This is a genomic window from Tropicimonas sp., from assembly GCF_047971885.1.
GTDB lineage: Bacteria > Pseudomonadota > Alphaproteobacteria > Rhodobacterales > Rhodobacteraceae > Tropicimonas.
This window is the reverse complement of sequence record NZ_JBKEAE010000072.1, coordinates 1-19,969: the sequence shown is the minus strand read 5'-3', so window position 1 is coordinate 19,969 and position 19,969 is coordinate 1. Positions and strand designations below refer to the sequence as shown.

The following is a 19,969-nucleotide window of genomic DNA, read 5'->3' as shown; positions in this document are numbered from 1 at the left end:
GAACTGGTGGACAGGGCGCGCGAATGGGTTCTGAGCGCGCCGAAGATTGTCAAGCCATGGGACGAGAAAGGCTACCGGATGCCCGGTGGCGCGCCCTTCAGCACGACCGGTTTCATGACCTTCGTCGGTGCCAGCGCGATGGTCAACGGCAGGACGCAGGGCGTCTATCCGGCGGCGAAGGCGCTCCTGTCGGCGGTCTACGAGGGTGCGCAGGTCGATTTCGATACCGCGCTGCGGATCGAGGCGCGCTGGTTCACCGGCGTGCTGATGAATCCCTCGTCCTCGGCGATGATCCGCACGCTTTTCATCAACAAGGAGGCGCTGGAAAAGGGCGCCAACCGGCCCGACGTGCCCGATCAGAAGGTTCGCAGGCTGGGTGTTCTTGGTGCCGGCATGATGGGCGCGGGAATCGCGCTGGTTTCGGCTCAGGCGGGGATCGAGGTTGTCCTGCTCGACCAGAGTCAGGAGGCCGCCGATCGCGGCAGGGCCTATAGCGAGGCATATGCCGACAAGGGCATCAGGCGCGGCAGGTCCACGCCCGAAAAGAAGCGCGAACTGCTGGACCGGATCACCGCGACAACCGATTATTCGGCGCTTGCGGGCTGCGATCTGGTGATCGAGGCGGTGTTCGAGGACCCCGCCATCAAGGCCGGGGTAACGAAAGCCGTCGAGGCGGCGGTGGATGCCGGTTGCATCCTTGCCACCAATACCTCGACCCTGCCCATCGGCCAGCTGGCCCAGGCAAGCGGCCGGCCGGAACAGTTCATCGGCATCCACTTCTTCTCGCCGGTCGAGAAGATGCTGCTGGTCGAGATCATCAAGGGCCGCCAGACCGGCCCGCGCGCGGTGGCCCGGGCGCTCGATTACGTGCGCCAGATCCGCAAGACCCCGATCGTCGTCAACGATGCGCGCTTCTTCTATGCCAACCGCTGCATCATCCCCTATATCAACGAGGGGATACGCATGGTTGCCGAGGGGGTCGGCCCGGCGCTGATCGAAAATGCCGCCAGGCTGGTCGGCATGCCGCTGGGGCCGCTGCAACTGGTCGACGAAACCTCGATCGACCTCGGCGTCAGGATCGCCAGAGCGACGCGCGCGGCGATGGGCGATGCCTATCCCGACGGCGCGGTGGACGAGGTGATATTCTGGATGGCCGATCAGGGGCGGCTGGGCCGCAAGGCGCGCGCGGGTTTCTACGATTACGACGATACCGGAAAGCGCCGGCAACTCTGGGAAGGGCCCGCCGGGAAATTCCCGCCCGCCGCAGGACAGCCCGACCTGACCGAAGTGCAGCACCGCCTGCTGTTCGTTCAGTCGCTGGAGGCGGTACGCGCCCTTGAGCAGGGCGTGCTGGAAGACATCCGCGAAGGCGACGTTGGCGCCATCCTCGGCTGGGGTTTTGCGCCATGGTCGGGTGGTCCGTTCAGCTGGCTCGACATGCTGGGCACGCCCTATGCCGCCGCGCGCGCCAACGAACTGGCCGGGGCGCATGGCGCACGCTTCGCCGCGCCGGTGCTGCTGGAGGAAATGGCCGGCAAGGGCCAGAGCTTTTACGGCCGGTTCGGCGGCAAGGAGCGGGCGGCCTGAGCCCGCCTTCCCGCTCGGCCGAAGGCGGGTGCCGCCAGCGACCAGACCTTGCGCATCAGGGTGGGCAGGGCCGCAGGGTCGAATTCCGCCGCCGGGCGGAATGCGCCACGTTCGGGTGCGGCCGAAAGGCGCACCTTGGCGATCTCGACCCCAAGGCGCAGGTGGAAATGGGTGAAGGTGTGCCGCACCTCGCCCGGAAGCCTGCGCCAGTCCGCGTCGAGCGGTGGTTTGGCCTCCGGCGCGTCGGACCAGCCCGAGCCCGGCCAGCCCAGCATGCCGCCGAGCAGCCCCCGGGGCGGGCGGGTTTCCAGCAGAAGGGCGCCGTCGCTGCGCCGCGCCACATAGGCGATGCCATGCCGGACCGGCTTGGTCAGCTTCGGGGTGCGGCGCGGCAATTCCGCCGCCCTGCCGGCGGCGCGGCCGGCGCAGAACGATGCAAGCGGGCAAATCCCGCAGGCCGGGCGGGCGGGTGTGCAGATCGTGGCACCCAGATCCATCATCGCCTGCGCGTGATCGCCGGGTCTTTCAAGCGGCGTCAGCCCATCGGCCAGCGCGGCCAGCTTGCGCTTGGCGGCCGGCAGCGGCGTTTCGATGTCGAAAAGCCGGGCCATCACCCGCTCGACATTGCCGTCCACCACCGTTTCGGGCCGGTCGAAGGCGATGGCGGCGATGGCGGCGGCGGTATAGGCGCCGATTCCGGGCAACACCAGAAGCTCAGCCCGGGTCTGCGGGAAGCTGCCGCCCAGTTCGTCCGCGATGGTACGGGCGCATTTCAGCAGGTTGCGGGCGCGGGCGTAGTACCCCAGCCCGGCCCATTCGGCCATTACCTCGGCGTCCGCCGCCGCGGCCAGCGTCGCCACGTCGGGCCAGCGTGCCATGAAACGCCCGAAGCGTTCGCGCACTGCCGAGACGGTGGTCTGCTGAAGCATCACTTCGGACAGCCAGACCGCGTAGGGATCGGGCCGGACCCCGGCGGATCGTGCGGCGGGGGCAACGCGCCATGGCAGATCGCGCGCATGCGCATCGTACCAGCCGAGCAGCGCCGCCCGCGCATCCTGCCGTTTCACGTCACGCATTCTTTATGTCTCTCTGCGCCAATGTGCTGGCCCCGGACGGGCCAGCCGCTAAGATAGGGCGAGCAGAGGGAAATGTCAGGCATGCCGCCGCGCGACGACAGATCATTCAATCCGACCCGGCGGATGCGCGGGTTCGAGCGGACCTCGGGCCTGCTGTCGGATCGTATCCGGGCGGCGAGCGAGAAGCGCGGCTTTGCCGAAACCCGCCTTCTGACCCATTGGGCCGAAATCGTCGGCCCGGAGATTGCCGCCATCAGCCGGCCGGTCAGCGTAAGCTATTCCGGGGGCGGCTTCGGCGCGACGCTGACGGTCCTGACCACCGGCGCGCAGGCCCCCGTGCTGCAGATGCAGGAACCCGCGCTGCGCCAGAAGGTGAACGCCGTATACGGCTATGCCGCGATCGCGCGTATCCGCTTCACCCAGACCGCCGCCAGCGGCTTTGCCGAGGGGCGGGCGGATTTCGCCCACCGGCGGCCCGAGGCGGCGGATCTTCCCGATGATGCCCTGCGACACCGGGCCGAGGCGCTGGCGGAAAGTGTCGGCGACGAGCGGCTGCGCCGTGCGCTGGCCGATCTGGGCGCGGCGGTACTTGGCAAATCGAAAAGACGAACGGAGATGTCCGAATGAAACGTTACCTGACCCTTGCCGTCGCCGCGGCCCTTGTTGCCGCCGGCGCCGGCTACTGGATGAGCCGCAGCGCCGAAGGGCCCATGACCCTGCCGCCGATCGCCGGCGCGGTCGGCGCCGCCGAGGCTGCCGAAGGCAGCGGCGAAGTGATCGAGATGGTGCTGGGCGATCCCGGCGCCACGGTCGAGGTGATCGAATACGCCTCGTTCACCTGCGGCCATTGCGCGAATTTCAACCAGACGGTCTTTCCCGAACTGAGGAAGAACTACATCGATACCGGCAAGATCCGTTTCGTGCACCGCGATGTCTATTTCGACCGTTACGGTCTGTGGGCGTCGATGGTGGCGCGCTGCGATCCGATGCGCTATTTCGGCCTGTCCGACATCGTCTTCGGGGAGCTTGGCGAATGGGCACAGGGTGAACCGGCGCAGATCGCCGACAATCTGCGCCGGATCGGCCGCAGGGCCGGGCTTTCCGACGATCAGCTCAACGCCTGCATGCAGGATGCCGAAATGGCCCAGACACTTGTCGCGTGGTGGGAGGACAACGCCAGCAAGGACGGGATCACCGCGACGCCGAGCTTCATCGTCAACGGCGAGAAATACTCGAACATGAGCTACGCCGATTTCGCCAGGATCCTCGACGAGAAGCTTGCCGAATAAGCTCAGGGCAGCGCGGCGACCAGCCGGTCCAGCGCTGTCCAGTCATCGACAGCGAGCCGTACCGGCACCGTCAGCACCTTGCGGCGGAATGCCGGCTGCATGCGCGCCGCGTCCTTTTCCGTGGTGACGAGCTGGGCGCCCAGCTTGCCCGCCTCAGCCTCCAGCCGGGTCATCAGGGCCGGGGTCAGCGGCTGGTGGTCCTCCAGCGCCTCGGTGCGGCGGATATCCGCGCCGAGGCTGCGGAGCGTGGCAAAGAACTTCTCGGGGTAGCCGATGCCGGCGAAGGCCAGCACCGGCATGCCCTGCCAGTCCATTCCCGTCTGCAGCGGCGCGAGCCGCCCCTCGATGCGCGCAAGCCCGGCGGCAGCCGCCCCCCAAGTCTTGCCGAAGCGCGCCTGCATTGCCGGTTCGCCGATGGTCAGCAGCAGGTCGGCGCGGGCAAGCCCCGCCGCAACAGGCTCGCGCAGCGGACCCGCCGGGATGCAGCGCCCGTTGCCGAAGCCGCGCGCGGCATCCGCGACCACGATCGAGAGCGATCTGGCGACCGCCGGGTTCTGAAAGCCGTCGTCCAGAAGGACAAGGCGCGCCCCGGCGTTCTCGGCGGCGCGAACGCCGGCGGCGCGGTCGCGCGCGATCCAGACCGGCGCGAAGGCCGCCATCAGCAGCGGTTCGTCGCCGACATCTTCGGCGTGGTGCCGGCGTTCGTCCACCCGCAGCGGGCCGTCGAGCCTGCCGCCGAAGCCGCGGCTGACGATATGGGTGCCGTCGCCAAGCCTTTCGGCCAGGGCGATGGTCGTCGGTGTCTTGCCGGTGCCGCCGACGCTCAGATTGCCGATGCAGATCACCGGGATCCCGGCGTGCCACGAGGATCCCCGCGCCAGCCTGCGCGCCGTTGCCGCCGCGTAGAGCGCTCCCAGCGGCGACAGCAGCCGCGCCAGAATGCCCGGCGCATCGGGCGGGTTATCCCAGAAGGCGGGTGCGCGCATCAGTCGGGCCAGCCGTGCAGCGCGGTGGCCACCAGCGTGCCGAGCCGGTTCATCACCCGCACGCCATCGGTTGCGATGCTCCAGGCGTTGAGCGCAAGCGATGCCGCCGTATCGGGTTCGAGAAGCGCCGAAACGGCCTCGCCCAGCTGACTGGCGTCGGCGATCCGGCGACAGGCGCCGCCGGACTGGAGCTTTGCCAGAATTTCGCTTTCATGCCCGCCCTGCGGTCCGGCGATAATCGCCGAGCCCAGCGTCGCCGGACCCATCGCCTCGGGCACCGGCCCGCCCGACAGGGTGCCGCCGAGGAATGTCACCGGCGAGAGCCGATAGAACAGCCCCAGTTCCTCGCAGGTGTCGGCGATGTATATGTCGGTGGCGAATTCGGGATATTCGTCGGCCTCCCGCAGGGCGATCTGCCAGCCCAGTTCGACGAGTGCCGGCCCCAGTTCCGAGCCTATCGACCCGGCCGGCGGAACGAGAATCAGCAGTAGCCGGTGCGTGGTCCGCCGTGCCGCCCAGTGCGCGTCGAGAATCGCCGGTACCTCGCCCGGTGTCGGGCAGGCGGCAACCCATACCGGGCGGGTGTTCAGCGCATCGGCAAGCGCGGCGCGCTCGGATTCGACACAGGCCGGCGGGTTCGCCACCTGGGTGAGGCGCCCGGTGGTTTCGATCCGCGAAGGGATCGATCCGATGGCACGGATACGGTCCGCCTCGACCACATCGAGTGCCAGAATGCGCTCGAACAGCCCGAGCATGCGTTGCTGCAATGCCCGCCCTCGTGCGCTGTTGATCTCGGGCGCGGTGGCATCCTGCAGGAACATCGGTATGCCGCGCCGGGCGCAGGCGTCGGCCAGGATCGGCGCCTCCACCCGGCCGAACCAGATGCAGACATCCGGGCGCCAGTGGTCGAGGAACCGCTCGACGCTGCCGGGCGATTCCAGCGGCGGCAGTTCGGCCGGTATGCCGTCGGCGATCCGCTCGCGCAGCCGTTCGGGAACGGTGGCCAGCAGGTTGATGCCGGGAACCTCCTCGGCGATGCGGTCGCGCAACGCTGTTGCCGCGCCGGCATCCAGCCCGCCGGGCGCCTGAAGCCAGACCAGCTTTCCCGCCGGGCGCGGTGTCTCGCTGCGGCCCAGAAGTTGCTTGGCGATCAGGCCGGTCTCGTCCTCGCGCGAAAGCTGCGCGTTCAGCTTCCGCTGCAGGGCCTGGGTCCGGAACCGGGCCTGCAGGCGGGGGATCGTCAGGATGTCCAAGCGGCGTCAGCCGAGTTCCTCGGTGGGCGAGGCTTCGGTCTCCTCGTCGCGCAGCCGGTGGATATGGGCGATGAAGTAGCGCATGTGCGCGTTGTCGACGGTGCGGTAGGCCTCGGCCTTCCACGCGTCGTGCGCGGAGGCGTAGTCGGGGTACATGCCGACAATGTGAATATCGTCGACGTTCTTGAACACGTTCTTTTCGGGATCGACGAGCTCGCCGCCGAAGACGAGGTGAAGACGCTGCGGCATGGGGCCTCCGGGTGCCTGTGGAATCTGGCGCAGCCTAGCGAACGCCGCCCTGCGGTCAAGCACTGCCCGGGTATCAGGTCCGCAGGCGGTTCACGATCTCGTCGTGGATACCCGGTGCCGCGCAGAGGATCCCGGCCGAGGTTCGGCCGGGAGAGTTGAAACCGATCGGTTTGCCGAAGCGGTCGCCGACCCGGGCGCCGGCCTCGGTCGCGATCAGCGCCCCGGCGGCGATATCCCATTCCCAGGTGTCGCGCAGGGTCAGCATGGCGTCGAACCGCCCTTCGGCCACCAGCGACAGCCGGTAGGCAAGCGATGGGCGGAAATGGCGCACCACCGCCGGTGCGCCGCCATGCCAGTTTTTCGGGTTCAGCGCATGGTGATTGGCAAGGATATCGGCCCCGTCAAGCTGCCTGCGGCCGCTGGCGGAAACCGGCGCGCCGTTGAGACGGGCACCCGCCCCGCGCGCCGCTGTGTAGAGCTTGTCGCGTGCCGGCAGGAAGACCGCCGCCGCGACGGGCGCGCCCCGCTCGATCACGGCAAGCGAATGGGCCCAGGTCGGTGTGCCATCGGCAAAGGCGCGGGTGCCGTCGATGGGATCGACGACGAAGACGCGGCTGCGGTGCCGCCTGTCGGGGTCGTCGGGGCTTTCCTCCGACATCCAGCCGTTATCCGGGCGTGCCGCGATCAGCATGTCCCGCAGCATGGCGTCGATTTCCAGGTCGGCCTCGGTTACCGGCCCCTGATCGCCGTCCTTTTCCCAGACCGAAAAACCTGCCCGGAAATGACGCAATGCGATCCGACCCGCGGCGTGGGCGGCCTCGGTCAGCAGGGGCAGGTCATTCGCCGGCAAGTGTCATGCCTTCGACCAGAAGCGAGGGGATCACGCGCGACAGGTGCGGGCGGGCGTCGTTCGCCGGAACCAGGGTCCCGAGCATGTCACGCAGGTTGCCGGCGATGGTGCATTCGTTGACCGGCCAGGCGATCGTGCCGTTCTCGACCCAGAACCCCGCCGCACCGCGCGAATAATCGCCGGTGGTCGGATTGATGGTCGAGCCGATCATCGAGGTTACCAGCAGCCCGGTCCCCATCTCGCGCAGCAGTTCGTCTCGGGTTTGCCCGCCCTGCGTCAGCGACAGGTTCGAGACGCCGGGCGATGGCGGGGCCGATGTGCCGCGCACCGCGTTGGCCGTGCTGTCGAGCCCGAGCTTGCGCCCGGTCGAAAGATCGAGCACCCACCCCTGCAGAACGCCGTCGCGGACGATCTCGCGCCGCGTCGTCGGCAGGCCCTCGGCGTCGAAGGCACGCGAGGCCGGGGTGCGCGGCCGGAGCGGTTCTTCGGTCAGCGACAACGCGGCCGGCAGCACCCGGGTGCCGAGCGCATCGCGCAGCCAGCTTGCGCCGCGCACGATGGCGCCGCCGTTGATCGCGGCCAGCAGATGGCCGATCAGCGAACCGGCGATGCGTTCGTCGAACAGGACCGGATAGGCGCCGGTTTTCGGCCTGCGGGCGCCGCGCCGTGCCAGTGTGCGTTCGGCGGCGATACGGCCGATCTCCTCCGGGGTGGGCAGATCGGCGCGATAGACGCGGCTTTCGCCGAAATAATCCCGTTCCATCCCGGTGCCGCTTCGGGCGATGGCGACGGTGAACAGCCCCGAGCCGGTGCGGCTGTACCCGGCTGAAAATCCGCCCGATGTGGCCAGGTGGATACGCTGGCGCGAGTAACTTGCCCCTGACGATTCCACCTGCGAGATGCCGTCGCAGGCCATGGTCGCCGCCTCGGCCTCGCGCGCCTGCCGCTCGAGTTCGTCCGGCGCGGGTTCGGCCGCCGGATCGGCAAGGTCGAGAGCCGCGCTGTCGGGAGCGTGGGCAAGCTGCGACGGATCGGCCAGCCCGACGCCCGGATCCTCGGGTGCCTCGCGCGCCATGGCGACCGCCCGTTCGGCCATCAGGGCAAAAGTCCCCGAGGAGATGTCCGAGGCGGAAACGCAGGCCTGCCGGTGCCCCAGCATCACCCGCAGGCCGATCTCGATTCCCTCGGCACGCTCGGCCTGTTCCAGTGCCCCGGCGCGCACGTCGATGGCAAGCGACGTGCCGTCGACGGCGATCGCATCCGCCGCCCCGGCGCCGGCCCTTTCTGCCGCCTCGAGCAGGGAATGGGTCAGGCTTTCCAGCGATGGTTTCATGAAGGGGCCTTTCAGAATCCCGTTTCCCTCCAGCTAGGGCGGAAGGCGGGCTCGTGCAAGCGTGATGGCCGCGCGGCTTGAACCCGCGGGCGGAGTGGCCTTATTTCGGCGCAGATCGCGTTCCACAAGCCCGAAAGGAGGTGTCTTCGATGCTGCATCGCGTGCTGCTTGTCCTGACATTGTCGCTCGCGGGCCTGCCCGCGCAGGCCGAACGGGTCGTTCCAGCCACGCGGCAGGAGGCGCAGATGTCCTTTGCTCCGGTGGTCCGGCGCAGCGCCCCGGCGGTGGTCAACATCTATGCAACCTGGGTATCCGAACGCCGCGCCAGCCCCTTTGCCGACGATCCGTTCTTTTCGCAGTTCTTCGAACGTTTCGGTCCGTCAGCGCCCCGGGTACAGAATTCGCTCGGGTCGGGCGTGATCGTCGACGCGGGCGGTATCGTGGTATCGAACTACCACGTCGTGCAGCAGGCAACCGAGATTCACGTGGTTCTTGCCGACCGGCGCGAATTCAAGGGCACGGTGGTGCTGAGCGATCGGGAGGCCGACATCGCGGTGATGCGCCTTGAAGGGGCCGGCAACCTGCCGGCTCTGGAATTCGCCGATTCCGACGCGGCGCTGGTCGGCGACATGGTGCTGGCCATCGGCAACCCGTTCGGTATCGGGCAGACGGTGTCGAGCGGCATCGTTTCGGCCACCGCGCGCAGCGGTCTGGCGAACGGGCGCGGTGCGGGCTATCTCATCCAGACCGACGCGCCGATCAACCCGGGCAATTCCGGCGGCGCGCTGGTCGATATGGCGGGCAGGCTGCTGGGTCTGAACACCTCGCTTCTGACCCGTTCGGGCGGATCGAACGGCATCGGCTTTGCGATTCCGGCAAATCTGGTCGCGCGATATGTCGGCCAGGTGCGCGCGGGCCGCGCCGAATTTGCCCGCCCGTGGTCGGGCATCGCCGTGCAGGAGGTCGACGGCGGGCTGGCGCAGGCGCTCGACATGGAGGTTCCGGGCGGCGTTCTGGTCAGCGAGGCACACCCTGACAGCCCCTTCCTCAAGGCGGGCATCGCCGCCGGCGACGTGATCCTGTCGCTCGGCGGACTGGCGGTGAACGCGCCCGCCGAACTGGAGTATCGTCTGCTGACCCGCGAACCGGGGAGCGAGGTGGTGGCGCTGGTCCTGCGCGACGGGACGCGCCGCGAGGTTGCGGTGCCGGTTGTCGAAGCACCCGGGCAAAAGGACCTGACGCCGGTCAGGATCGGTGGCCGCACGGTGCTTTCGGGTCTCGTGGTGGCCGATCTGACGCCACGGGCGATCGATGAATTCGATCTGCCCCTGTCGAGTGCGGGTGTTGTCGTTCTGGATGCCGAGGGGCCGGCGGTGCGGCTCGGGCTGCGTGGCGGCGATGTTCTGCTGCAACTGAACGGCGCGGCGATCGGCAGCGCGGCCGAACTCGAACGGCTCGTCGCCGCGGGCGGCCGCGACTGGGACATGGAGCTTTCGCGGGACGGGCGCAAACTGCGGCTGCAGGTGCGCGGATAGTGGCAACCGCGATTCACGCAATAAAAAACGGCCGGCGATGCCGGCCGTTTTCCTGTCGGGTCTTCGGGTGTATCAGAACGGGACCGGCGCGCCGTTGATCAGCACCTTGCCATCGGCGTCGACCTCGATCTCCGAGGTCAGCACATCGTCGCCCTCGCCGGGAACGGCGAACATGCCGATCATCATCCGTGTCATCATGAACTGGTCCTGCGGCAGAAGCCCGGCCTGCACCAGCTTGTCGAGCAGCGCGTTGCCACCGGTCAGCCTGAATTCCGCCTTGCCCTCGGGTTGCGGAACACCGTTGGAAAACAGCTTCTTCGTGACCTGATCGAAGGTAAAGGCGCCCGTGCCGGTCAGTTCGGCACCCAGCATGGCGAGCTTCAGTTCGTCGAGATTGGCCGACAGCGGCTCGACCGGGGGCGTCCGCGCGCCGACGGTTTCGGCCGAGAACAGGTTGCTGATCCAGCGCAGCTGACCCGACTGGCTGACCACCAGCGATGCGGGATCGCGCGGCAGAACCGCGCCCGGATCGAAGAGCGACCAGATGGGCTCGCCCATCGTCAGGCTGTCGAGGGCAAGCTTCCACGAATATGGCGCACCTTCCTCGCCCGAGGTGAAGGGAAAGTCGAACGCGATCTCCATGGCGCTGGCCGCGAAGGCAAGCTCGGGCAAGGGAAGGCCCGGGATGACAAGCGCCCCGTCCAACGAACCGCTGGTCACGTCATAGGCCATGCCACCGGCATCCACCGTCACGTCGGCGTCGCCTTCGCGGATGGTGAAGGTGTTGCTGAAGGTGCCGTTTTCGTCGGTGGTCTCGTCGCTTACCGTGTAGGATTCGTAATGCGACTTGCTGTCGATGCGGAAACCGGAATCGAGCACGCGGCCGATCATGTCCATCATCGCCGCGTCGTCGTAGGCGGACATGTCCTTTTCAAGCTCGGTCAGCAGCGCGCCGAGCGCGGCGGTGGTCACCGCCGTCACGTTGCTGGCCTGAGCGGCGCTTTTCATCGTCACCTTCGCCTCGGGTATCTGCATCTGGTAGTTGATCGCCAGATCGCTGATCGAAACGTCGCTTTCGTACACCGGATCGCCCGAGGTCGCGATGTTCTGGCTGTATTCCAGATTCGACATCGCGTATTCGCCGGTGATGTCAAACGGCTTGTCGTCGATCCTGACCTCGCCGATGGCGATGGTGAAACCGGGGAACCTCGACACGTCGATCAGCTTGTCGCCTTCCTGCGACAGCAGTGTCGTCGCCCCCGGATAGGACAGGTTCAGCGTTGCCTCGAACGCGGACTCGCCGGGCGGTGCGGCCTTGATGGTGATGGTGCCGTCAGCGGGATAGGAGACGGACACGCTGTCGCCCTCCTCGCTCAGCGTGAAGGTGCCGCCGTTGTATTCGGCCTGAACGAAGCCCCATTCGCCCACGTATTTCAGGCCCTCCAGCGTCAGCGTGGCGCCGGCAGGGGTTTCGGTCTCGGCCGATACCGTCAGGCCGAAGCGATCGCCCTGTGTCTTCCAGTGATCCCACGCCTCCTGCGGGCTGAGGCTCCAGCCCGCCTGCGGCACAACCGCCAGAAGGGCGACGGAGGTGCTGCCGAGCAACCAGTTTCTCATGGTGAAATACCTTTCGATGTCATTCACGTTTGCGGCGACTCTCGACTGTGGGCGCCGGGGGGTCAAGGCGTCGTTTCGTTCCGGGTTGAGGAATTGCCGGGCGACTCGCCCGGGACCGGGGCCGGGAACGGCACGGGCGATCCGTTGACCGTCAGCGCCGAACCGGGCAGGCGCTCGATGCGGGTGGTCAGCACGTCCTCGCCCTCACCTGGCCGGGTCAGCAGGCCGGCTGCGGTGCGCAACGCTTCGGCCTGCCTTTCCGAAACCAGGGCAAGTGCCACCAGACGGTCGAGCAGCGCCATGCCCCCCGCAAGCCGGAAGCTCGCCTGTCCCACGGCGCGGGGGGGCGTGCCGGGCATTGCGGTGGCAGCGGTCGCTGCACCGGATCCGCTCAGTTCGGCGCCCAGAGCCGACAGCGCGAACCTGTCGATCCGGAGCGCCGAGACCTCGGCCGGCGACCTGCCCGCCCGTGCCCGTGCGGCCACCGCAGCGACATCGAAGATATCGACCAGCCAGCGCGCGGCGCCACCGATCTCGACGATCAGCGTTACCGGATCGCGCGGCAGCAGCGCTTCGGGATCGAACTGTTTCCAGAAATCCTCGCCGGCCGCGAGCGCTTCGAACTCGATCCGCATCTCGATGGAGGCGGGCGCGATCCCCTGTTGCGACGGCGCCGCCGCACGCAACCTGGCCTTGCCGAGCGAGAACGACGCTTTGGGCATCGGCAGCCCGCTGCCCGCCAGCGCAAGATCGAGCCCGGAATAGGTGACCTCGTAGAGCATGCGCGCCGGGGTCAGCGACAGCGCGTTTTCGCCCCCCGAAAGGTGCCCGCTGGCGGATATTTCCGCCCGGTCGCCGCGAATGTCGAGGCTGAATTCGGTTGGCCCGAAGCGGGCGCTGCCCTGGCTTGCCATCCCCTGCCGGAGCAGGGTGCCCAGATCGCCCCGGGCTTCGGCGGCGGGCCCGGATTGCGTTGCCGAGGCCGCAAGATCGCCGATCGCGATCCGCGCCGAGAGCCCGCCCGGCCCGGAGGCCGCGCCGGCGTCGACCGACAGCGCGAGCGTTGCGGCGCTGGCCTCTTCCGTGACCTCGGCATATGGCAGCGCCGACCAGGTGCGGCTGGCCGAGAAATCGCGCAGCGCCACCTGCGCGCGGACCGGCAGGCTCCTGTCATCGCCGCGAAAGCTGCGGCCGGTCGCCTCCAGCGTATCGGTGCGGAGGTCGACACGTGTTTCGCCATTCTCCTCGGTGACCGAAACTCCGGTGCCGGAATGTGAAACGACAACGGTCGCGTCGAGCTTTTCGCCGCTGCTCAGGGTCTGGGTCAGATCGACCGGGATTTCAGGGTCGAGCGTGATCGACACGCTGCCGTCGGCCGTCGCCGACAGGGTCAGGGTGCCGATTCGCGCGGAAAGCGAGAAACCGGGTTTGCGCGCGCTCAGCACGATATCCGAAATCGTCAGCCGCTGTGCGGTTTCGCTCTCGGAGGCCGCTGAAACCGTCAGTTCCTGCCGTGCCAGCGCGCCGGTCAGGTCCTTCCAGACACCAGCCGGGGTCAGCGCCGGGCAGGGTGCGGCACCGCCACAAAGCGCCGCCGTGGCCACTACGCGGCCGATCCACGGTTTCATCCTGTCGCCGCCCCCTCTGCCTGTCCGGGCCGCGCGAGGCGCCCGCCCGAGCCATACCGCGTCCGGTGGCGCTGCCAAAGCCTCTTTCTTCGCCGGCGAAAAACCGGCATTCGTAGTCGCAAGGGACCGAAGGGGGTTGCGATGACTGACATGGCCGGAAAAGTGGCTCTGATCACCGGGGCAAGCCGGGGAATCGGCGCGGCAACGGCGCGCGTCTTTGTCGAGGCCGGCGCGAATGTTGCGCTGGTGTCGCGCGGGGGCGAGGATCTGAACGATCTTGCCGGAGAGCTTGGCGCCCCGGCGCTGGCGATTCCCTGCGAGGTCAGCCGCTACTGGGAGATCGAGAACGCCGTCAAGGCAACGCGCGAGACCTTCGGCTCGCTCGACGTGCTGATCAACAACGCCGGGGTGATCGAGCCAATCGCCCACCTGGCCGAGGCCGATCCCGAGGCCTGGGGCCACAATATCGACGTCGATCTCAAGGGCGTGTTTCACGGCATGCGGGCGGCGCTGCCGGTCATGCTTGCGCAGGGCGGCGGCACCATCCTGTCGGTCAGTTCCGGCGCGGCGCACGGCCCGGTCGAGGCGTGGAGCGCCTATTGCGCCGCCAAGGCCGGGGCGGCGATGCTGACCCGTTGTGTCGACAAGGAATACGCCCATCTGGGGATCCGCGCCATGGGCCTGTCGCCGGGAACGGTCCAGACCGACATGCAGCGGGCCGTTCGGGACAGCGGCATCAACCCGGTGAGCAAGCTGGACTGGTCCGATCATCTGCCGCCGGAATGGCCGGCGCGTGTGCTTCTGTGGATGTGCGGCATCGAGGCCGACGAATTTCTCGGTCAGGAGGTTGCCTTGCGCGAGGAGGAGATCCGCATCCGGGTCGGGCTGAGCGGATGATCGAGGTCGACCGTGCCGGCCCCGTCTGGACCCTGCGCCTCAACCGCCCCGACAAGGCCAATTCGCTGACCCGCGACATGCTGGTCGCGATCGAGGCTGCGGCCGGCGAAGCCGGGGAGGCGGGTGTCGCCGGTCTCGTTCTGACCGGTGCGGGTACGGTGTTCTCGGCCGGCGCCGACCTCGACGAGGCGCGGGCCGGCCTTGCCACCGATCCGATCTGGGAGTTGCTGTCGGCCCGCATCGCCGCTCTGCCCTGTCTGACGGTCGCGGCGCTCAACGGCACGCTGGCCGGCGGGGCCTTTGGCATGGTGCTGGCCTGCGATCTGCGGCTTGCCGTGCCGGAAGCTCACTTCTTCTATCCGGTGATGAAGCTGGGTTTTCTGCCCCAGCCCTCCGATCCGGTGCGGATGGCGCGGCTGGTCGGCCCGGCCCGGACGCGGATGATCCTGATGGCCGGGCAGAAGCTCGACGCCGAAACGGCGTATGGCTGGGGGCTGGTGGACCGTATCGTTGCGCCGGGGGCGCTGGCGGAGACAGTGGCCGAACTGACCGGCGCGGCCGTTTCCGCGCCGCCAGATATCCGGTGCGGCATCAAGGGAATGATCCCGGACTGACACCACGGCCACGCGGACCGAGTGTTCGCAATGGTCGTCAATGCGGGCTTTTTTCCCTTCCCTTCGCCCGGAACAGCCGCGCAAGCGGCCCGGGCGGCGCCCGTCCGCTCCCTCGGGCGGGCGCCTTGCGACCTCACCGCGCGCCCGAACGTTGGAGGTTCGTGGCAGGCATGAAGTGAAGACCACAAGCATTGCGCGCCCACCCGGCAGACGTGCACCGCCCTCCGGCATGCCAGTTGGGTACCGTTACAATGGGCTCGACACCTTCGTTCGGACGCGAATACGGGTCGTTCTTCAGGATCGTTGGCATGATAAGCTATCGTTTGCGTCGCGGCCCGGCCGTGGGCGCATGGAAGCCGGGCGGTTTGCGCGCCACCCAATGGACGAACTCCGCCAGTCCGGGATGGGCGCGCAGCGCCGTGATGGTCGGATAATGCCGGGCGATTTCGGTTTCGGTCAGGCGGGCGTGAATGGCGTTGTGGCAGATCTGGTGCAACAGCACGACAGGCCCGCCCTTGCCGCCGCGCAGCTTCGGTGTCAGGTGATGCTGGCTTTGCGGCGCGCCCGGCGGGATCGGGCGGCCGCAGAGGGGGCAGACCGGGGTGTCATCGGACATTGGCAGAGAATGGGATGGCCGGGCGCGGCGCGCAAGGAGAGGTGATGGAACGGGTCGAGGCACTGGTCATTGGCGCCGGGCCGGCCGGCCTGATGGCGGCCGAGGCGCTGTCGGATGCCGGCCGCGCCGTGGTCGTGGCCGAGGCGATGCCCTCCATCGGGCGCAAGCTGCTGATGGCGGGCAAGTCCGGGCTGAACCTGACACGGGACCAGCCGTTCGGGGACTTTCTCGCCAGCTATGCCGAGGCCGCCGAACCGCTGCGGCCGATGCTGTCCGCCTTCGGGCCACAACAGGTCCGCGACTGGGCCGGGGGGCTGGGCCAGCCGGTCTTTACCGGGTCGACCGGGCGGGTCTTTCCGCGCGCCATGAAGGCATCGCCCCTGCTGCGCGCCTGGGCGGCACGGCTCGGGCAGGGCGGGGTTTCGTTGCGCCGTCGCTGGCGCTGGACCGGATGGGAGGGCGCGGCGGCCCGTTTCGATACGCCCGAAGGACCCATGGCGATGCAGGCGGGGGTGACGGTGCTGGCGCTTGGCGGGGCAAGCTGGTCGCGGCTTGGCTCCGATGGCGCCTGGGCGGGGATACTGGCCGCCGAAGGCATCCCCATTGCCCCGTTCCGGCCGGCGAATGCGGGGCTCTGCATCGGCTGGTCGGCGCATATGCAGGCGCAGTTCGGTCAGCCGCTCAAGGGGGTTCGCATGAGCGCCGGGGGATTGGAAAGCCGGGGCGAGGCGGTGATTTCGGCGCGCGGACTGGAGGGCGGCGGCATCTATGCGCTGTCGCGGGCGCTGCGCGAGGGGGCGCCGCTGCGGCTCGATCTGTTGCCCGACTGGACGCGTGACAAGGTTGCCGGAAAGCTGGCGCGCCCGCGTGGGCGCCAGAGCCTTGCCAACCACCTGCGCAGGGCGCTGCGGCTCGATCCGGTCAAGACGGCCCTGCTGATGGAATTCGGCCGCCCCCTGCCGGACGATGCCGGCGCGCTTGCCGCGCGGATCAAGGGGCTCGATCTTGTCCACCGGGGGCTCGGGCCGCTCGACGAAGCCATTTCGACCGCCGGAGGTGTGATGTGGCCGGCGCTGGACGGGCGCCTGGCGCTGCGTATCCGTCCGGATGTGTTCGTGGCCGGCGAAATGCTCGACTGGGAGGCCCCGACCGGCGGCTATCTTCTGACCGGCTGTCTGGCGACGGGCCGCTGGGCGGGCAGACAGGCTGCGGCGGTACCCGGCCGCTCAGCGTGACAGCGCGCGCAGCAGCGCCGGGCGGCGGGACATGCGTGTCAGGTAATCGGCCAGCCGGGGCTCGGTGATCGGGAAGCGCGCCGCCCGGGCCCAGTCGCCGCAATGGGTCAGGATGATGTCGGGCACGGTCATCTCGGCGCCCATCAGGTAGGGGCCGTCGGCCATGCGGCTGGCTAGCACCCTCTGACTGCGGGTGAATTCCCATTTCAGGCTTTTCTTGATCGACGCCGCGCGCAGTTCTTCGGGCAGAACGAAACTGTGCCGCGCCGCCATCCACAGCGCCGCGTCGAATTCGTCAAGCAGGAACTGGGTCATGCTGTCCTGACGTGCCCGGTCCAGCGTTCCGGCGGCAAAGGTCAGCCTTCGGTGCCGGTCGGCCAGATAGGCCAGGATCGCGGTCGAATCGGTTACCGGCGTATCATCGACCACCAGTACCGGCACCTTGCCGGCCGGATTGAAGGCGATGACGTCGTCGGACCGGGGCGCCGCCGCCACATGCTGGTATTCCGCGCCCAGTTCCTCGAGCATCCACAGCACACGCAAGGCGCGGCTGTCGACGCTCCCTATCACGGTGTACATGATTTCCTCCCTGCTGGCGGCAGGCTGTCATGGGCGGGGCGAAAGATAAAGGGGGATCAGATACGCGCGCCCCTGAGCATCGCAAGACGGATGAACAGCCGTTCGACCAGTGCCATCTGGGGGGCGGTCTGCCCGGCCGAGCGCAGTGCGAGATCGGTGTCCAGCAGAAGCGGCAGCGCCCTTTCGAGCCGGTCGCGGCCCCAGCTTTCGGCCTGCCGGGCCATCCGGTCGCGGCGCTGGCCGAAAACCGGCGGCCGCTGGCGCGCCAGCCCGGCGGCAGGCCCGTTGCCGTCGCAGGCCGCAGCGTGAAGCGCCCGGAAATGGCGCGAGGCGGCGATGACGAGGCTCACCGGTGCCTCGCCCTGCCCGGCAAGCCGCTGCATCAGTTGTCCGACATCGCCGGCACGGCCCTCGGCGACCGCATGAAGCAGATCGTCGGTTGCCGCCCCGATCGTCTGCGGGGCCAGTTCGGCGATTTCCGCGCCCGAAAGCGGTGCCGGATCGCCCAGCTTGTAGAGCGCGAATTTCTCCAGGGTGCGGCGGAAATCGCCGGGATCGAGTACCTGCCCGAGCGCCAGAAGATCGGCCATCGCCTCGGGGGCGACCGCGCCCAGCCCGCTGCGTTTCATCTCCGCCTCGATCTCGCCCCGGCCCATCGGATCGTCGTAGATCGCGGCCGACAGCGCGTTGGCATGCCCCTCGAACAGCTTGCGCAGTTTCGAACCGGCCTTCAGCGCCCCGGCGGTGACGACGATGGTGGCGTCGCCCTCGCGCCAGTCGGCCAGCGCTGTCTCCATTGCCGGAAGATGCCCGTCGTTCGCATCCTCCACCAGAACAGCGCGGGGGCCGGAAAAGAAGCCTGCCGCCCGCACCGAATCGCCCAGTTGCGCCGGGTCGCGGCGAAGATCGCCCGCCGCAATCCGGGTCAGCCGCATCTCGGCCTCGCCCTCGGGGCCGATCAGCGCGGCGACCAGATCCTGCCGTTTCAGCGCCACCCGCATCGCATCCGCACCGTGTATCAGCACCCCCGCCCGGCGCGAATCGGGGCGGGCGAAAAAGGTGGCGGCGTCGCGGGACGAGAGCTTCACGGCAACCAGCGTCCTCCGGAGGCCAGAAGCTGCGTTACCACCTGGTCGGCGAGCATCACCATCAGCCGCTTTTCCGCGTCGCGTTCGGCGGCCCGGGTGGCGACCGTGGTGCCGATCGCCGAATAGGCGGCAAAGGTCTGGGCCTGCCCCGTGGTCAGGACCTCGCCGGTTGCGCGGTCGCTCACCCGGTAGTCGACAACACCGCTCAGGTGATAGCGCAGCGTCTCCTGATCCGAGGTGATCGCCAGCCCCTGATCGTCGAGGTCGATGTCGTAGGACAGCGCATAGGGGGCGTCGGCCGCCCGACCGAGGCGATTTTCCAGCTGGTTTGCGAAGGCAAAGGCCTGCACGGTCTGCGGCTCATCGGGCAGGATCCGGCCCTGCAACCGCGAACCGACGCCACCCGGCGCATAGGCCGGGGTGAAACCGCATCCGGCAAGCGCAAGCGCGGCCAGCCCGCAAAGGACGAATCTCCTGTCAGACCACCACATTGACGATCCGCCCCGGTACCACGATCAGTTTCTTTGGCGGCTTGCCGTCCAGCGCCCTGACCACCGCCGGACAGTCGAGAACCATCGCCTCGATCGCCGCCTTGCCGGCCTCGCGCGCGATCTCGATCTCGCCGCGCCGCTTGCCGTTGATCTGGATCGGCAGGGTCACCGTTTCCTCGATCAGCATCGCCATGTCGGCCACAGGCCAGCCGGCCTCGGCCACCAGCCTGTCGCCGCCGAGCATCGCCCAGATTTCCTCGGCCAGATGCGGCGTCATCGGTGACATGAGTTGCGCCATGACGCGCATCGCCTGCGCCCGCGCCCCGGGGCTGGCATTCGATTTCGCTATCGTGTTGGTGAAAGCGTAGAGCCTGGCAACCGAGGTGTTGAAGGCGAAGGTGTCGATCCCCTCGGTCACCCCGGCGATGGCGCGGTGCGTCGCGCGCAGCAGGGCCTCGTCCTCGGCGCCGCCTTCGGGCGCGCCGGCATCGCGCAACTCGTCGGCGATCCGGTAGACCCGGCCCAGATGCTTGAACGCGGCCTCGGCCCCGGCGGTTGTCCATTCCACGTCGCGCTCGGGCGGGCTGTCGGACATCACGAACCAGCGCGCGGTATCGGCGCCGTACCGGCCGACGATCTCGACCGGATCAACGACATTCTTCTTGGATTTCGACATCTTGGCCGAGGGGACTACTTCCACGACGCCGATATCCGCATTCCAGGCGAGACTGGCTTTCGCTTCGAAATCAGTAAGCCCATCGAAGTTGGGCGACGCAGACCATCCATTCCAACGCTGTTGAAACTCCGTCGTCTCAAGTGCCGACTTCAAAATTGCTAACGTTCCGGTACTGTAAGCAGAGGCCGGTAGTTTATAAACGTCCTCGGGCAGGTGATAGACCGGTCGGCGCTTGTCGTCGCGGGTCATGTAGATTTCATGCGTGACCATGCCCTGCGTGAACAGCGCGCCGAAGGGTTCGCGCGCCGTTTCCGGCAGATGTCCGGTCCGGGCCATCGCCCTGGCGAAGAATCGGGAATAGAGAAGATGC

20 protein-coding genes are annotated in these 19,969 nt (G+C 68.3%); 7 read left to right on the top strand and 13 right to left on the bottom strand.

What is annotated here, in order from left to right:
- The coding region (locus tag ACK5IR_RS07305) for a 3-hydroxyacyl-CoA dehydrogenase NAD-binding domain-containing protein (protein ID WP_416927409.1) at positions 1-1,587 on the top strand (1,587 nt) is incomplete at its 5' end.
- Here the strand turns inward: ACK5IR_RS07305 and mutY are convergent.
- The gene (gene mutY, locus ACK5IR_RS07300; RefSeq protein ID WP_416927407.1) at positions 1,551-2,663 is read right to left on the bottom strand and encodes an A/G-specific adenine glycosylase; all 1,113 of its coding nucleotides are present in this window, start codon (positions 2,661-2,663) and stop codon (positions 1,551-1,553) included. The two genes, ACK5IR_RS07305 and mutY, sit on opposite strands and share 37 nt — an antisense overlap.
- An 81-nt stretch (positions 2,664-2,744) precedes the next feature.
- Here mutY and ACK5IR_RS07295 point away from each other — a divergent pair, with 81 nt between their 5' ends.
- Both ACK5IR_RS07295 and ACK5IR_RS07290 read left to right on the top strand, forming a co-directional pair.
- The gene (locus ACK5IR_RS07295; RefSeq protein WP_416927405.1) at positions 2,745-3,290 is read left to right on the top strand and encodes a DUF721 domain-containing protein; all 546 of its coding nucleotides are present in this window, start codon (positions 2,745-2,747) and stop codon (positions 3,288-3,290) included.
- Positions 3,287-3,952 (top strand): DsbA family protein, encoded by a 666-nt coding sequence (locus ACK5IR_RS07290; protein WP_416927403.1) that lies wholly within the window; start codon positions 3,287-3,289, stop codon positions 3,950-3,952. Before ACK5IR_RS07295 ends, ACK5IR_RS07290 begins: the two co-directional genes overlap by 4 nt.
- 2 nt (positions 3,953-3,954) lie before the next feature.
- Here ACK5IR_RS07290 and lpxK read toward each other — a convergent pair whose 3' ends face one another.
- The 5 genes from lpxK to ACK5IR_RS07265 form a co-directional block, all read right to left on the bottom strand.
- Entirely contained in the window at positions 3,955-4,938 is a 984-nt protein-coding gene (lpxK, locus tag ACK5IR_RS07285; protein WP_416927401.1) for a tetraacyldisaccharide 4'-kinase, read from the bottom strand.
- A complete protein-coding gene (locus ACK5IR_RS07280; protein WP_416927399.1) occupies positions 4,938-6,191 on the bottom strand; it encodes a 3-deoxy-D-manno-octulosonic acid transferase in 1,254 nt (417 codons plus the stop codon). Before ACK5IR_RS07280 ends, lpxK begins: the two co-directional genes overlap by 1 nt.
- A 6-nt stretch (positions 6,192-6,197) precedes the next feature.
- Positions 6,198-6,440, bottom strand: coding sequence for a DUF4170 domain-containing protein (locus tag ACK5IR_RS07275; protein ID WP_416927397.1), 243 nt, complete (start codon positions 6,438-6,440; stop codon positions 6,198-6,200).
- 73 nt (positions 6,441-6,513) lie between these two features.
- Positions 6,514-7,290 carry a 3'(2'),5'-bisphosphate nucleotidase CysQ gene (locus ACK5IR_RS07270; RefSeq protein WP_416927395.1) on the bottom strand — a complete coding sequence of 259 codons (777 nt, stop codon included), beginning with the start codon at positions 7,288-7,290 and terminating at the stop codon, positions 6,514-6,516.
- Positions 7,277-8,623, bottom strand: a complete 1,347-nt coding sequence (locus ACK5IR_RS07265) for a TldD/PmbA family protein (RefSeq protein WP_416927393.1) — start codon at positions 8,621-8,623, stop codon at positions 7,277-7,279. The genes ACK5IR_RS07270 and ACK5IR_RS07265 overlap by 14 nt, the downstream gene beginning before the upstream one ends.
- 149 nt (positions 8,624-8,772) lie before the next feature.
- Between ACK5IR_RS07265 and ACK5IR_RS07260 the strand changes: the two genes are divergently transcribed.
- On the top strand, positions 8,773-10,158 hold the full coding sequence (locus tag ACK5IR_RS07260; RefSeq protein WP_416927391.1) for a trypsin-like peptidase domain-containing protein: 1,386 nt from the start codon (positions 8,773-8,775) through the stop codon (positions 10,156-10,158).
- Between the two features lie 72 nt (positions 10,159-10,230).
- Here the strand turns inward: ACK5IR_RS07260 and ACK5IR_RS07255 are convergent, their stop codons facing one another.
- Both ACK5IR_RS07255 and ACK5IR_RS07250 read right to left on the bottom strand, forming a co-directional pair.
- A complete protein-coding gene (locus ACK5IR_RS07255) occupies positions 10,231-11,802 on the bottom strand; it encodes a DUF2125 domain-containing protein (RefSeq protein ID WP_416927389.1) in 1,572 nt (523 codons plus the stop codon).
- Between the two features lie 35 nt (positions 11,803-11,837).
- The gene (locus ACK5IR_RS07250; protein ID WP_416927387.1) at positions 11,838-13,403 is read right to left on the bottom strand and encodes a hypothetical protein; all 1,566 of its coding nucleotides are present in this window, start codon (positions 13,401-13,403) and stop codon (positions 11,838-11,840) included.
- Positions 13,404-13,544: 141 nt separating this feature from the next.
- Here ACK5IR_RS07250 and ACK5IR_RS07245 point away from each other — a divergent pair, with 141 nt between their 5' ends.
- Both ACK5IR_RS07245 and ACK5IR_RS07240 read left to right on the top strand, forming a co-directional pair.
- On the top strand, positions 13,545-14,300 hold the full coding sequence (locus ACK5IR_RS07245) for an SDR family oxidoreductase (protein ID WP_416927385.1): 756 nt from the start codon (positions 13,545-13,547) through the stop codon (positions 14,298-14,300).
- Complete coding sequence (locus ACK5IR_RS07240) at positions 14,297-14,914, top strand: enoyl-CoA hydratase/isomerase family protein (protein WP_416927383.1); 618 nt, start codon at positions 14,297-14,299, stop codon at positions 14,912-14,914. The genes ACK5IR_RS07245 and ACK5IR_RS07240 overlap by 4 nt, the downstream gene beginning before the upstream one ends.
- Positions 14,915-15,230: 316 nt before the next feature.
- Here the strand turns inward: ACK5IR_RS07240 and ACK5IR_RS07235 are convergent, their stop codons facing one another.
- Positions 15,231-15,530 (bottom strand): HNH endonuclease, encoded by a 300-nt coding sequence (locus ACK5IR_RS07235; RefSeq protein WP_416927381.1) that lies wholly within the window; start codon positions 15,528-15,530, stop codon positions 15,231-15,233.
- 44 nt (positions 15,531-15,574) lie between these two features.
- On the opposite strand from ACK5IR_RS07235, the gene ACK5IR_RS07230 reads away from it, so the two are divergent.
- A complete protein-coding gene (locus ACK5IR_RS07230; protein ID WP_416927379.1) occupies positions 15,575-16,765 on the top strand; it encodes a TIGR03862 family flavoprotein in 1,191 nt (396 codons plus the stop codon).
- Here the strand turns inward: ACK5IR_RS07230 and ACK5IR_RS07225 are convergent.
- The 4 genes from ACK5IR_RS07225 to ACK5IR_RS07210 all read right to left on the bottom strand — a co-directional run.
- Positions 16,757-17,344 (bottom strand): glutathione S-transferase family protein, encoded by a 588-nt coding sequence (locus ACK5IR_RS07225; protein WP_416927377.1) that lies wholly within the window; start codon positions 17,342-17,344, stop codon positions 16,757-16,759. The two genes, ACK5IR_RS07230 and ACK5IR_RS07225, sit on opposite strands and share 9 nt — an antisense overlap.
- A 56-nt stretch (positions 17,345-17,400) precedes the next feature.
- Positions 17,401-18,432 carry a DNA polymerase III subunit delta gene (holA, locus tag ACK5IR_RS07220; protein WP_416927375.1) on the bottom strand — a complete coding sequence of 344 codons (1,032 nt, stop codon included), beginning with the start codon at positions 18,430-18,432 and terminating at the stop codon, positions 17,401-17,403.
- A complete protein-coding gene (gene lptE, locus ACK5IR_RS07215) occupies positions 18,429-18,923 on the bottom strand; it encodes an LPS assembly lipoprotein LptE (RefSeq protein ID WP_416927373.1) in 495 nt (164 codons plus the stop codon). The genes holA and lptE overlap by 4 nt, the downstream gene beginning before the upstream one ends.
- On the bottom strand, positions 18,910-19,969 hold a 1,060-nt coding region (locus tag ACK5IR_RS07210), incomplete at its 5' end, for a class I tRNA ligase family protein (protein WP_416927371.1). The genes ACK5IR_RS07210 and lptE, both read right to left, overlap by 14 nt.

Excerpts from the sequence above, each read along its gene's own strand:
- ACK5IR_RS07245 (WP_416927385.1), top strand. The coding sequence starts at position 13,545 with ATGACTGACATGGCCGGAAAAGTGGCTCTGATCACCGGGGCAAGCCGG.
- ACK5IR_RS07250 (WP_416927387.1), bottom strand. The coding sequence starts at position 13,403 with ATGAAACCGTGGATCGGCCGCGTAGTGGCCACGGCGGCGCTTTGTGGC.
- ACK5IR_RS07230 (WP_416927379.1), top strand. The coding sequence starts at position 15,575 with ATGGAACGGGTCGAGGCACTGGTCATTGGCGCCGGGCCGGCCGGCCTG.
- ACK5IR_RS07265 (WP_416927393.1), bottom strand. The coding sequence starts at position 8,623 with ATGAAACCATCGCTGGAAAGCCTGACCCATTCCCTGCTCGAGGCGGCA.
- ACK5IR_RS07260 (WP_416927391.1), top strand. The coding sequence starts at position 8,773 with ATGCTGCATCGCGTGCTGCTTGTCCTGACATTGTCGCTCGCGGGCCTG.
- ACK5IR_RS07235 (WP_416927381.1), bottom strand. The coding sequence starts at position 15,530 with ATGTCCGATGACACCCCGGTCTGCCCCCTCTGCGGCCGCCCGATCCCG.
- mutY (WP_416927407.1), bottom strand. The coding sequence starts at position 2,663 with ATGCGTGACGTGAAACGGCAGGATGCGCGGGCGGCGCTGCTCGGCTGG.
- lpxK (WP_416927401.1), bottom strand. The coding sequence starts at position 4,938 with ATGCGCGCACCCGCCTTCTGGGATAACCCGCCCGATGCGCCGGGCATT.
- lptE (WP_416927373.1), bottom strand. The coding sequence starts at position 18,923 with ATGTGGTGGTCTGACAGGAGATTCGTCCTTTGCGGGCTGGCCGCGCTT.
- ACK5IR_RS07225 (WP_416927377.1), bottom strand. The coding sequence starts at position 17,344 with ATGTACACCGTGATAGGGAGCGTCGACAGCCGCGCCTTGCGTGTGCTG.
- ACK5IR_RS07275 (WP_416927397.1), bottom strand. The coding sequence starts at position 6,440 with ATGCCGCAGCGTCTTCACCTCGTCTTCGGCGGCGAGCTCGTCGATCCC.
- ACK5IR_RS07290 (WP_416927403.1), top strand. The coding sequence starts at position 3,287 with ATGAAACGTTACCTGACCCTTGCCGTCGCCGCGGCCCTTGTTGCCGCC.
- ACK5IR_RS07295 (WP_416927405.1), top strand. The coding sequence starts at position 2,745 with ATGCCGCCGCGCGACGACAGATCATTCAATCCGACCCGGCGGATGCGC.
- ACK5IR_RS07240 (WP_416927383.1), top strand. The coding sequence starts at position 14,297 with ATGATCGAGGTCGACCGTGCCGGCCCCGTCTGGACCCTGCGCCTCAAC.